This window comes from Undibacterium sp. CY21W, from assembly GCF_014284265.1.
Taxonomy (GTDB): Bacteria; Pseudomonadota; Gammaproteobacteria; order Burkholderiales; family Burkholderiaceae_D; genus Undibacterium; species Undibacterium aquatile.
This window is the reverse complement of record NZ_JACOGE010000009.1, coordinates 93,241-105,854: the sequence shown is the minus strand read 5'-3', so window position 1 is coordinate 105,854 and position 12,614 is coordinate 93,241. Positions and strand designations below refer to the sequence as shown.

Annotated in this window: 9 protein-coding genes; 7 read left to right on the top strand and 2 right to left on the bottom strand. The window is 50.5% G+C overall.

What is annotated here, in order from left to right; all coding sequences use genetic code 11:
• Window positions 1–39: 39 nt before the first annotated feature.
• Together H8K29_RS17320 and H8K29_RS17315 are read right to left on the bottom strand one after the other, a co-directional pair.
• Window positions 40–669 carry a TetR/AcrR family transcriptional regulator gene (locus H8K29_RS17320; RefSeq protein ID WP_186898591.1) on the bottom strand — a complete coding sequence of 210 codons (630 nt, stop codon included), beginning with the start codon at window positions 667–669 and terminating at the stop codon, window positions 40–42.
• The gene (locus H8K29_RS17315) at window positions 662–2,116 is read right to left on the bottom strand and encodes a PLP-dependent aminotransferase family protein (RefSeq protein WP_186898590.1); all 1,455 of its coding nucleotides are present in this window, start codon (window positions 2,114–2,116) and stop codon (window positions 662–664) included. The genes H8K29_RS17320 and H8K29_RS17315 overlap by 8 nt, the downstream gene beginning before the upstream one ends.
• A 261-nt stretch (window positions 2,117–2,377) precedes the next feature.
• On the opposite strand from H8K29_RS17315, the gene H8K29_RS17310 reads away from it, so the two are divergent.
• The 7 genes from H8K29_RS17310 (at window position 2,378) to H8K29_RS17280 (ending at window position 12,541) form a co-directional block, all read left to right on the top strand.
• Entirely contained in the window at window positions 2,378–3,688 is a 1,311-nt protein-coding gene (locus H8K29_RS17310; protein WP_255423434.1) for an aspartate aminotransferase family protein, read from the top strand.
• A 253-nt stretch (window positions 3,689–3,941) separates the two neighbouring features.
• Window positions 3,942–5,300: an NAD(P)-dependent oxidoreductase gene (locus tag H8K29_RS17305; protein ID WP_186898589.1), complete on the top strand. Its 1,359-nt coding sequence runs from the start codon at window positions 3,942–3,944 to the stop codon at window positions 5,298–5,300.
• 1 nt (window position 5,301) lies between these two features.
• Window positions 5,302–6,576, top strand: coding sequence for an NAD-dependent dihydropyrimidine dehydrogenase subunit PreA (preA, locus tag H8K29_RS17300; protein WP_186898588.1), 1,275 nt, complete (start codon window positions 5,302–5,304; stop codon window positions 6,574–6,576).
• A gap of 389 nt (window positions 6,577–6,965) precedes the next feature.
• Window positions 6,966–8,420 carry an NCS1 family nucleobase:cation symporter-1 gene (locus tag H8K29_RS17295; RefSeq protein WP_186898587.1) on the top strand — a complete coding sequence of 485 codons (1,455 nt, stop codon included), beginning with the start codon at window positions 6,966–6,968 and terminating at the stop codon, window positions 8,418–8,420.
• Between the two features lie 99 nt (window positions 8,421–8,519).
• Entirely contained in the window at window positions 8,520–9,938 is a 1,419-nt protein-coding gene (gene hydA / locus H8K29_RS17290) for a dihydropyrimidinase (protein ID WP_186898586.1), read from the top strand.
• A gap of 11 nt (window positions 9,939–9,949) precedes the next feature.
• Window positions 9,950–11,197 (top strand): Zn-dependent hydrolase, encoded by a 1,248-nt coding sequence (locus H8K29_RS17285; protein WP_186898585.1) that lies wholly within the window; start codon window positions 9,950–9,952, stop codon window positions 11,195–11,197.
• Window positions 11,198–11,503: 306 nt separating this feature from the next.
• The gene (locus H8K29_RS17280) at window positions 11,504–12,541 is read left to right on the top strand and encodes a hypothetical protein (protein WP_186898584.1); all 1,038 of its coding nucleotides are present in this window, start codon (window positions 11,504–11,506) and stop codon (window positions 12,539–12,541) included.
• Window positions 12,542–12,614 lie beyond the last annotated feature (73 nt).

The following is a 12,614-nucleotide window of genomic DNA, read 5'->3' as shown; positions in this document are numbered from 1 at the left end:
TCTCACATTGCTTTTATATTTTTTCTGCGTAGTGCGCGTTCAGGAAGCGTGCAGTCTGTGCAAAACCATACCGACGATGAATTCTTCCGCATCATCGAAATCCTGTTCTGATAATGACTCCTGCGCAAGAACCAGATTCATTTGCGTTGCAAAGTCCGCATACGACTGTGTCATCGCCCAGATCGAAAATAATAAATGGGTCGCGTTGACGGCCTTGATTTTGCCCGCTGCTATCCAATTTTCAAAAGTCGCTATATCTTTTTTAAATAGAGGCAGAATTTTTTCGCGCATCTGCTGAGAGTACACCGCCGCACCGCCGATGACTTCCATCGCGTAGACACGTGAGGCCTGCGGTTGCTCTTTTGAAAAACGTAATTTTGCATGAATGTATTGCCGTAATAATTGCTCAGGTTCTTCATCTGAAGTGGCGAGAAAATCCATGCGTTCCAGCCATTGATCCAGTATCTGATCCAGTACTTTCTGATACAACACTTGTTTATTGGCGAAGTAATACAATAAATTTTGTTTAGAGATACCTGCACATTCAGCGATCCCGGCCAATGAGCTGCCATGAAATCCGGATTCTGCAAATACCTGCGTCGCGCTGTCTAAGATACGAATCTCAATGGCATCACGCGCGCTGGAGATTTTTTCCACACGTTTATCCATGAGCGGACTCGTCGCTGATGCTGCGTAAAAATCTAAGAAGTTGTGCCGAGTTGCAATACGCAATATTGAAACGGAACCAGGGATAAGTGGTTTCGTGAAGACTGAAAAAATCTGCCGGTGCCAGTAAGATACCGGCGTTTAGTGCCAGTGTCGTTATCTCGTGAGCTGTTCTTTTAGAATCACGCCATCCGGCGCTGATAAACATGCCGCCACGTGGTTCAGTCAGCAGGGTCAGGCCTGCATCCTGCAACAGTCTTATTGCCTCGGTGCGCGAGGTGTCAAGTTGTCGTTTAAGTTTTTCCAGCATGCGCCGGTAGAGCCTGGAACTGATCGCGTGCAACACCGCACGTTCATTGATTTCCGATGTCGTCAGTCCGGTCAGCATTTTGATGCGCAGTAACTCATCAATCAGTGAGTGCGAGGCGCAGAGTGAACCAACGCGCAGGGTAGGGGAGAGTACTTTGGAAAAACTACCGACCCGTATCACACGTCTGAGCCCGTCCATCGCAGCTAAAGAGGGTTCTGGGCGTGTACATAGTTCGCGATAGATATCGTCTTCGACCAGCCAGAAATCGAATTGCTCTGCCAGTGCCAGCAGACGGTGTGCCTGTGCCTGCGAAAGGCTGGTGCCAAGCGGATTTTGCAGTACCGTATTCACAAACATGATTTTTGGCTGATGCAGTATGGCTTTTTCCATCAGTGCATCCAGATCCAGTCCATGTGCATCCCGCTGTATGCCGACCGGAATGCAACCGTGATGACGTATCAGCGACAGCAAATTGCTGTAGCCGGGATTTTCCACCAGCACCGTGTCGCCGGGCTTGCACAGCGTTCGTAATATCAGATCGAATGCATGTGTCGCACCGTTGGTGAGCAGGATCTGTTCTGCATCAAGTTGAAACAGTTCTAGTGACAGATGCTGAGCCAGATGCTGGCGCAGGCTGGGAAATCCCGCTGGGTGACCATAGCCGCGCAGACGTTGGGTGGGGATGCGCATCGCCTGCCTGAGTGCATCCAGCAGGACATCGTCACCATACCATTCCGGTGGCAGCCAGCCTGAGCCTACCGGTAAAGCGGATGACACACCGGAATACAAATCAGGGCTCAGCGCATCGAGCATGGTGGGTGTCGCCGCATGCGGGAGGGGCAATGGCGTGCCGGCTGGTTTGCTCACAAAATAGCCGGAGCCCCGGCGTGAACTCAGCATGCCGAGCGTGATCAGCCTCTCGTAAGATTCGACGACGGTGAAGGTACTGACGGCATTGCATTTGGCAAACTGACGTACCGATGGCATCTTGCTGCCGAGCGCTAAGCGATTTTGCCGGATCAACTGGCTTACTTCCTGCACGATCTGCTCAACCAGGCTGGCTTGACGGCTTCGTTCCAGAGCCAGTTGAGGCCATAGGGATGATCCGGGCGCCTGCTGTATTTCTGTAGTCAACTCCATTTTATCCCCTGATATTGCAACGCTCATCCTGCCATCTGAAGTGGAACTGTGATCTGGACACTTATTGGTATGTCATTTGCTTTTACCAGCGCCTATCGGCTTGTCTGTCAGGATGTCTGTATCGTTCGAATGAAACTGTGCAGTTCAGAAAGCCAATACGGTTGGGTGAAATTCCACTGGCTGTATATGTCTTCTGCGCATATGCTTGGTTAGGATTTCATCATACTTTTACCAATCGGTAAATTATTTCAGGAGAGCCACATGCTTAGCAAACAACAACTCAATGCGTATTGGATGCCGTTTACGGCAAACCGGGATTACAAGGAAGCGCCGCGCGTCGTAGCTTCGGCTGCCGGAATGTATTACCGCGATCAGGATGGTCGCGAGATTCTCGACGGTACCGCTGGGTTGTGGTGTGTACCTTTGGGACATTCTCATCCGACGATAGTCAAAGCGGTGCAGGAAGCGATTGCGACGCTGGATTACGCACCGGCATTTCAGATGGGGCATCCGGCGGCTTTTGAACTCGCCGAACAGTTGATTGATTACAGCGGTAATAAATTCGGTCAGGTGTTTTATACCAATTCCGGTTCTGAATCTGTTGATACTGCGATGAAGATGGTCTTGGCCTATCACCGTGCACGCGGTGAGGCTCAACGCACCCGTTTCATCAGTCGTGAGCGTGGCTACCACGGTGTCGGTTTTGGTGGTATGTCGCTCGGTGGCTTGCCGGCCAATCGCAAACAATTTGCGAATTTGTTGGGCGGTGTCGATTATTTGCCGCATACCTATAATCTCGAAAAAAATGCATATAGCCGTGGCATCCCGGAATACGGCACCCATCTTGCCGATGAGCTCGATCGCATTGTCGCGTTACATGACGTATCGACGATAGCGGCAGTAATTGTGGAACCGTTGTCGGGTTCCGCCGGCGTGATTTTGCCGCCAAAAGGTTACCTGAAACGCTTGCGTGAATTGTGCGATAAGCACGGTATTCTGCTGATTTTTGATGAGGTGATTACCGGCTTCGGACGCATGGCAACACCGTTTGCCAGTGATTTTTTCGATGTCACACCTGATCTGATGACGACCGCTAAAGGACTCACCAATGGCGTTGTACCTATGGGGGCGGTATTCAGTAAAGCGATGATTTATGAAACCCTGCTGCAGAGCCCTGCTGGCATCGAGTTTTTCCACGGCTACACCTATTCTGGTCACCCATTGGCTTGTGCTGCCGGGCTGGCTTCACTCAAAGTATTCAAAGAAGAAAAAGTGCTGGAGCATGCGCAAAGCATGACTGCGTATTGGGAAGATGCCCTGCATTCACTGAAGGGCTTGCCGCATGTGATCGACCTGCGCAATGTTGGCCTGATTGGTGCGATCGAGCTGGCATCGATTCCGGGGAAAGTCGGTGCGCGTGCGATGGCCGTGTACAAGCAGGCATTTGCCGAAGGCGTGTTGATCCGCACCACCGGTGACATCATCGCTTTATCACCACCGTTAGTACTTGAGAAAAAACATATCGACGATCTGTTTGGAAAACTCGCCGATATCCTGAAAAAAACGGTCTGATCTGTTGCACCGGATGCTGAAGTCGCTTTGCCACTGTCAGCGATCTGTTGCGACAATTCTTAACGAAAAAGAGTTTTGTGCTGCCGATGACGGCGACACCATTTTGATGTTTAGTTACTTTAGCTGAGCATCACCGGTGTCGCCGTTCCTCTTATTGCTGTGCCCTGTCACGAAAATTGCTAACAGAAACAGACGAAGTTATTGCCATCAGAAATAAACAATCACCAACGATATTGCTGAATTGGAGCCACCTATGTTGGAAGCACTCAAGCATGTTACATCAGCGACTAGTAGCGATGAACAGCTGCAGGAAAAATTCACCGATCTGCAACCGGGTTTAAGCAGCCGTCAGACAGCGATAGAAAGCGAACGCTGTTTGTATTGTTATGACGCGCCTTGCACACGCATCTGTCCTGCCGAAATTGACGTTCCCGGTTTTATTCAGAACATCGCGACCGGCAATATCAATGGAGCGGCAAAAAGTATTTTGGATCAGAACATTCTCGGTGCCAGTTGCGCACGTGTTTGCCCGACTGAGATTTTATGTGAGCACGCATGTGTGCGTAATCATGATGCAGAAGGTGCGCCAGTCAGGATAGGTTTGCTGCAGCGCTATGCGTTGGATCATATGTACTTCCCAGAGCATCCGTTTACGCGCGCTGCTGCGACGGAAAAAAAAGTCGCGATTGTCGGCGCTGGTCCAGCAGGTCTTTCTTGTGCGCATCAACTGGCGCGGGCAGGACATGACGTCGTGATATTTGAAGCGCAGCCGCAGTCAGGTGGATTGAACGAATACGGAATCGCAAAATACAAACTGGTCGGCGAAACGGCGCAGCGCGAAGTCGATTTTCTGTTGCAGATCGGTGGTGTCAGTGTGCGGCATGGCCAGGTGTTAGGTAAGAACTTGCAGCTGTCTGATTTGCAGCGTGACTACGATGCCGTGTTTCTGGCATTGGGTTTAAGTGCCAGCCGTCGGCTTGGCCTCGATCATGAAGATGCGCCGGGTATGGTCGCGGCAGTTGATTACATCGCAGAATTGCGTCAGGCCGATGATCTGAGTCGCTTGCCGGTTCCGCGTCAGTGCATCGTCATTGGCGCGGGTAACACGGCGATCGATATGGCAGTTCAGATTGCCCGTCTTGGTGCAGAAGACGTGACGCTGGTGTACCGCCGCGGTGCAGAAGATATGTCTGCGACTGCGCACGAGCAATCGATTGCGAAAGAAAATCAGGTTCGTATCCTGACCTGGGCGCAGCCACAGGAAGTGCTGTTGGATGCAGCAGGAAACGTCGCCGGGATGCGTTTTGAAAAGACCATTGTCGTTGATGGAAATCTGAAAACCACCGGCGAAACAATAGAACTTCCTGCCCAGGCGATATTTAAAGCGATAGGCCAGAGCCTGAATCTGGCGAGTCTGCACGATACTGCTGCACAGCATTTGCAGTTTGAGGGCGGCAAGATCCGGGTCGACGAAAAATATAGAACCAGTCTGACTAAGGTGTATGCCGGTGGCGATTGCATCGCTGCCGGACAGGATTTGACCGTACAGGCGGTACAACATGGCAAGCTGGCTGCGCTGGCGATCAATGACGATTTGAAAGCGAAGGTGTGATATGGCTGATCTCTCTGTAAATTTTGCTGGTATTAAAGCACCGAATCCGTTCTGGCTTGCATCGGCACCACCGACCGATAAAGCCTATAACGTGGTGCGGGCGTTTGAAGCAGGCTGGGGCGGTGTCGTCTGGAAAACGCTGGGCGAAGATCCGCCACCAGTCAATGTCTCTTCACGCTATTCAGCGCACTTTGGAAAAAACCGTGAAGTGATCGGCTTCAATAATATAGAGCTGATTACCGACCGCAGTTTGGAATTGAATTTGCAGGAAATCACACAAGTAAAAAAAGACTGGCCGGATCGCGCGATGATCGTGTCATTGATGTTTCCGTGTGAAGAAGAAAGCTGGAAACGTGTGCTGCCTTTGGTGGAAGCGACCGGTGCCGATGGCATAGAACTGAACTTCGGATGCCCACATGGTATGCCAGAGCGCGGTATGGGTGCGGCTGTGGGGCAGGTGCCCGAATATGTTGAAATGATCACACGCTGGTGCAAAAAATATTCTTCGTTACCGGTGATAGTAAAGCTCACGCCTAACATTACCGATGTACGTATTCCGGCACGCGCTGCGTTTGCTGGCGGCGCTGATGCGGTGTCCTTAATTAACACCATTAATTCCATTACCTCGATAGATCTTGATCAGATGATTGCCCGCCCCATCGTCGGCACGCAAAGTACGCATGGTGGTTATTGTGGCAGTGCGGTCAAGCCGATTGCGCTCAATATGGTGGCTGAAATCGCCCGTGATCCGGCGACCCAAGGTTTGCCGATTTCCGGTATCGGTGGCGTCAGCAATTGGCGCGATGCGGCTGAATTTCTGGCATTAGGTGCAGGGTCGGTACAGGTCTGTACCGCAGCCATGCTGCTTGGCTTTCGCATCGTTAAAGAAATGCAGGATGGCTTGTCGCGCTGGATGGATGAAAAAGGCTATCAGCGTATCAGTGACTTTTCAGGTAAAGCGGTGGCGAATACCACCGATTGGAAATATCTGGATATGAATTATCAGGTCATCGCGGAGATTGATCAGGATAAATGCATACAATGTGGGCGCTGTTATATCGCCTGCGAAGACACGTCGCATCAGTCGATTGCACAACTGATCAACGCAGAAGGTACGCGCCGTTACGAAGTGAAAGCAGACGAATGTGTGGGATGTAATCTGTGTCAGATCACTTGTCCTGTAGAACAATGCATCACCATGGTGCCACAGGTAACCGGCAAGCCTTATATGAACTGGACGCAAGACCCGCGTAATCCGCGAGCGCTCAGTAAATAATGCGGATTAGAAAAATAAGTTGAGAAACCGCTTGCTGAGTAAGTTGCTCAGGCAAATCCAGCATCGAAGCATTTTCTTCTGTTTCACGCTTTGCTTGTCATCAGTCTTATGTGAGCGTATAAATCCCGCTTTGTTACGGTATGAGGTGATGTTGCCGCATACCGGGCTTGGTAGGAATTCACACCGCACTGACTGCGTAAAAAATGCATGCGGCCGATATGTGGTTTTGTGGAATGAAGTTTGCTATGCATCTGATACATCTTTTCAGATCTTTTTTTTTGCATCAATTTCACTCCACTTAACACTGACATTTTTTCTCGTATCAGTAGCGTTGTTAGCATGGATGTGTTTGTGCAAATCCTCAGATATTGACCTTGGAGAAAAACTATATGCAAGCGGAAAGCAATCAACTTTGGAATGAGGATTTAGCACCGACCTCAGAAGCGCAGCGCACCTGGCGGTGGTATCACTTCGCCGCGTTATGGGTAGGCATGGTGATGTGCATTCCTGCTTACACTTTATCTGCCAGTCTGATTGAGGGCGGCATGTCCGGCTATCAGGCGGTCTGGACCGTATTTCTGGCGAACGCGATTGTGCTGGTTCCCATGCTTTTGATTGGTCACGCTGGTGCGAAATATGGTATCCCTTATGCGGTGCTGGCGCGTACCTCGTTTGGTGTGCGCGGTGCACGTCTGCCTGCACTCATGCGTGCCATTGTTGCCTGTGGCTGGTATGGCATACAAACATGGTTTGGCGGGCAGATGATCTACACTCTCGGTGGTGTTTTACTCGGACATCCGCTTGGTGGCGACAACATCACAGGCTTAGGGATTAACGCCGCTCAGCTGATTTGTTTTCTGATTTTCTGGGGCATACAGTTCTGGTACATTTTTCATGGCATGGAATCGATACGCCAGCTAGAGACATATACCGCGCCTTTAAAGATACTCATCTGTTTTGTCTTGCTGGCATGGGTGTACAACAAAGCGGGCAGTTTTGGTGCCTTGCTGGATCAGCCTTCACAGTTTGTTGAAGGCGGAAAAAAAGCCGGGCAATTCTGGACGACCTTCTGGCCGTCACTGACCGCGATGATCGGTTTTTGGGCAACACTGGCGCTGAACATTCCTGATTTCACACGTTTTGCCAAATCACAAAAAGATCAGATACTTGGTCAAACCGTTGGCTTACCGGTGCCTATGGGTTTGTTGGCTTTAATGGCGGTGATCGTTACATCGGCGACCGTCGTTTTGTACGGCAAGGCGTTGTGGGATCCGGTGGATGTCGCGAGCCGCATGACAGGTGCAGCCGTGCTGATCGCGCTGGTGATTTTGCTGATCGATACCGTCTCGGTCAATCTCGCTGCGAATCTGGTCGGTCCCGCTTACGATTTTTCTGCATTGAATCCGAAGTTGATTTCGTATAAAACCGGTGGCTACATTACGGCAGGTATCGCGCTGGTGATGATGCCGTGGAAAATTCTGGAAACCACACAAGGCTATATTTTCACCTGGCTGATCGGCTACTCAGCCCTGCTTGGGCCTATCGCCGGTATTCTGATTATCGACTATTACTTCATTCGCCAAACGAAGATTGACGTACCAGCTTTATATGAGGAGCATGGTCAATACAGCTATCAGAAAGGCTGGAATATGGCGGCAGTGATCGCATTTGCGATTGGTGTTATACCGAATATTCCGGGCTTTCTGAATGCAGCATTTCCAGCTTCTTTTCCAGAAGTTTCCGCCATGCTGAAAACAATTTATACCTATGCCTGGTTTGTTGGTCTGGCAATTTCCGGCATCGTGTATTTTGTGTTGATGCGGAAGAAGCGCGCTTCTGTATGAGTGCATCAAGTAACAGATTCGCGTGTCTGTGAAAATTGAAATCAACCGAGGTGAACCTGAGTTGACCTCTTTCATTGCAGCATTCGGAACGGAGGGGTGATGAGTATTCTGATTCGTGGTGGTACGGTAGTGAATGCGGACCGTGAATTTCAGGCAGATGTGTTGTGTGATGACGGAAAAATTCTTGCCGTAGGCGAGCAACTGGATGCACCTGCTGGTGCTGAAATCATTGATGCCGCTGGTTTGTATGTGATGCCAGGTGGGATCGACCCGCATACGCACATGCAGTTGCCATTCATGGGAACGGTCACGCAGGATGATTTCTTTACCGGCACCGCAGCAGGGCTGGCTGGCGGCACCACCAGTATCATCGATTTCGTTATTCCTGATCCGCAGCAAAGTCTGATGGAAGCATTTCATCTCTGGCGTGGCTGGGCGGAAAAATCGGCTGCGGATTACTCGTTTCACGTCGCGGTAACGTGGTGGGATGATAGCGTGCATGCCGATATGGGCAAGCTGGTGCAGGAGCATGGCGTTAACAGCTTCAAGCATTTCATGGCGTATAAAAATGCCATCATGGCGGATGACGAAATACTCGTAAAAAGTTTCAGCCGGGCGTTGGAGCTGGGTGCCATGCCGACCGTGCATGCGGAAAATGGCGAGCTGGTTTATCTGTTGCAGCAACGCTTACTGCAAGAAGGAAAAACCGGACCAGACGCTCATCCCTTATCGCGCCCACCGATGGTGGAAGGGGAAGCAGCGCAGCGTGCCATCGCGATTGCGAATGTACTCAATACGCCGCTGTATGTCGTGCATGTGTCGTGTGCCGAATCTCTGGGCGCGATCAGCCGCGCCCGTGCGAGCGGCCAACGTGTCTTTGGCGAAGTGTTGGCCGGGCATCTGACGATTAACGATAGCGTGTATCAACACCCCGAATTTGCGCAGGCAGCCGGGCATGTGATGAGTCCTCCTTTCCGCAGCAGCAGTCATCAGCAGGCACTGTGGCAGGGATTGCAGGGCGGTAATCTGCACACCACGGCGACCGATCACTGCACGTTTTGCGCTGAACAAAAAGCGGCAGGCAAAGACAATTTCACCAAAATTCCGAATGGTTGTGGCGGCATAGAAGAACGCATGATGGTACTGTGGGATGCCGGTGTGAATACTGGCCGTCTGACGCCTTCCGAATTTGTCAAAGTCACGTCAGCTAATTGCGCCCAGATTTTTAACATCTACCCGCGTAAAGGCGTGATTGCTGCCGGTGCCGATGCTGGCATCGTGTTGTGGGATGCGGAAGGCAGCAAAACTTTATCGGTAAAAACACAGTTTTCGAAAGGCGATTTTAACGTCTTTGAAGGACGCACAGTCAAGGGTATTCCTACCCATACGATCAGTGGCGGTCAACTGGTTTTTAAAGAGGGTGATTTGCGTGCCGTTGCCGGTAGCGGCAAATACATCAAGCGCCCGCCGTTTTCAGCGATGTTCGGTGCACTCAGCAAAATGCACAACGCAATCTGAAGGAGTAAAGCATGTCTGTAGCAGACTTGAGAATTAACGGTGAGCGCTTATGGTCATCACTGATGGAACTCGCGCAGATAGGCGCGACTGCCAAAGGTGGTGTGAAACGTCTGGCGCTGACTGATTTGGATAAGCAGGGCCGCGATCTGGTTGTCTCCTGGGGTAAGCAGGCGGGCATGAGTATCACCATCGATCAGATCGGCAATGTCTTCATGCGCAGGGCGGGGCGAAATTCTGCGCTGCCGCCGGTGATGTCCGGTAGTCATATCGATACCCAGCCTACTGGCGGCAAGTTCGACGGCAACTATGGCGTGCTGGCTGCGCTTGAGGTTGTGCGTACGCTGAACGATCACCATATCGAAACCGAAGCGCCGATCGAAGTCGCGTTCTGGACCAATGAAGAAGGCTCACGCTTTGTGCCGGTGATGATGGGCTCAGGCGTCTTCTGTGGCGCATTTACGCTGGAAACCGCTTATGCCGCGAAAGATACCGAAGGAAAAACCGTCGGTGATGAGCTTGAGCGCATAGGCTATAAAGGTACAGAAGTACCCGGCCAGCATCCTATCGGTGCATATTTTGAAACGCATATAGAACAAGGGCCAGTGCTTGAAGATGCGGACAAAGTGATCGGTGTGGTTCCCGGTGTGCTGGGTTTATCCTGGTACGATTGCGTGGTCACCGGGATGGAAGCGCATGCAGGTCCCACGCCTATGGGCTTGCGCAAGGACGCCTTGCAAGTCGCAACCGGCATCATGCAGGAAGTGGTGAACATCGGTAATCGCTATCCGCCGTATGGTCGCGGCACTGTTGGCATGGTGCAGGTGTTTCCGAATAGCCGCAATGTGATTCCCGGTGAAGTCAAATTCAGTATTGATCTGCGCAACGTGTCTTCTGAATTACTCGATACCATGCATCAGGAAATACTGGCGTTTGTTGAACAGACCAGCAACAACAGCGGGCTTCAGATCAGCGTTGAAAGAGTGTCTTATTATCCGCCATGTCCGTTTCATCCTGATTGCGTGGATGCCGTGCGCAATGCGACTGCCACGCTGGGTTACAGCACGATGGATGTCGTTTCCGGTGCGGGTCATGACGCCATCTACACCGCCAGACTGGCACCTTCGGGCATGATCTTTGTCCCTTGCAAAGACGGTATCAGCCATAACGAAATCGAAGACGCAAAACCGGAGCATCTGGCTGCCGGGTGCAACGTGTTATTGCATGCAATGCTGGCGAAGGCGCAAGTATCCGGCGATTAGATTTTATCTGCGTTTTTTACCGACCTTGATCCGCTTTTTTGTAGCAAAAGCGGATTTTCTTTTTTTTCAAGCAATACAAGATGGAAAAAGAGTCGTTTGATTACCAAAAAAATGACGTGAAGAATGGGGTAACTATTTGTAAAAAATCATTGTCAATTAAGTATTGATGTTAGCCTTTTCAACTTTGAAAAAGTGCATACTTTTGTCGTTGATTATTCTCGATAAATCAATTTTTTAAGGTGGTATATGAAGTATTTGAAAATCTGCAAAAATATAATTTTTAGCTTCATTGCGTTTTTTGCTTTCGTGGCAAATGTGTATGCAGTTGTACCTCAGTCTGGCTGGTGGTGGAATCCGGCCGAGGGTGGTCGAGGTTTCGCATTGGAAGTGCAAAATGGAACAATCTATCTCGCAGGTTACTTGTATGATCCGTCAGGGCGTGCAACGTGGCTTGCGGCAGGGCCTGCCGCCATGTCAGGCTCGACGTTCAGTGCGCCGTTAATTACTTATCTGGGTGGTCAGTCGTTGACCGGCACTTATCATCCTGTGACCGGAACAATGAATAGCGGTAACGTCAGCATCGTATTCTCAGATCCTTCACATGGTTTGATGACGTGGCCAGGTGGTACGGTTCCGATTGAACGGTTCAATATTGTTGCTGGCGGCGTTAATGCTCCTGTGTCACCGACTGCGCCGCAAACTGGCTGGTGGTGGAATCCGGCCGAAGGTGGACGCGGTTACACCATAGAAGTGCAGAATGGGACGCTGTATATGGCGGGGTATATGTACGATGATGCAGGTAATCCTACCTGGTACACCTTTGGCCCGATCTTACCTGTCAGTACAGATACTTATCAGGGCGTTTGGCAGCAGTACGGAAATGGCCAGACGCTGACTGGTCTTTTTAAGCCGGCACAAATGGTTAACGCTAACGTTGGTAATGTGACGCTGAAATTTCAGAGTTCGACAGTGGCCAGCCTGACCATGCCAAATGGAGTCGTGATTCCGCTCAGCCGCTTTCAATTTGGTAGCAGCATACCGACGGTAGCCAGTTTTTCCGGTAACTATTCCGGTAGTTTCAGTGGTGCCGACAATGGCACCTTCAGTGTGAGCCTTGGAAATGATGGTCGTATTATCGGAACTGGCTATTCCACAGTTTATAACTTGACGTTTACCGTTTCAGGTACGGTTTCGTCCAGTGGTAGCGTATCAATGACAAGTACTGGTTATGCAGGCAGCGCTACTTTTAGTGGCAGTATTGATTCCGCTAACGGTAGTGTTACTGGACGTTGGTCAGTGCCAAATACAGCTTACTCTGGGATATTCTCAGGTTTGAAACGTTAATTTGGCATACTTTGAAAACAAAAAAACGGCTAGTAAATAAGCCGTTTTTTTTGTAAATTTGTAGCGGACATCG

Excerpts from the sequence above, each read along its gene's own strand:
- H8K29_RS17305 (WP_186898589.1), top strand. The coding sequence starts at position 3,942 with ATGTTGGAAGCACTCAAGCATGTTACATCAGCGACTAGTAGCGATGAA.
- H8K29_RS17285 (WP_186898585.1), top strand. The coding sequence starts at position 9,950 with ATGTCTGTAGCAGACTTGAGAATTAACGGTGAGCGCTTATGGTCATCA.
- H8K29_RS17295 (WP_186898587.1), top strand. The coding sequence starts at position 6,966 with ATGCAAGCGGAAAGCAATCAACTTTGGAATGAGGATTTAGCACCGACC.
- hydA (WP_186898586.1), top strand. The coding sequence starts at position 8,520 with ATGAGTATTCTGATTCGTGGTGGTACGGTAGTGAATGCGGACCGTGAA.
- H8K29_RS17310 (WP_255423434.1), top strand. The coding sequence starts at position 2,378 with ATGCTTAGCAAACAACAACTCAATGCGTATTGGATGCCGTTTACGGCA.
- H8K29_RS17315 (WP_186898590.1), bottom strand. The coding sequence starts at position 2,116 with ATGGAGTTGACTACAGAAATACAGCAGGCGCCCGGATCATCCCTATGG.
- preA (WP_186898588.1), top strand. The coding sequence starts at position 5,302 with ATGGCTGATCTCTCTGTAAATTTTGCTGGTATTAAAGCACCGAATCCG.
- H8K29_RS17320 (WP_186898591.1), bottom strand. The coding sequence starts at position 669 with ATGGATAAACGTGTGGAAAAAATCTCCAGCGCGCGTGATGCCATTGAG.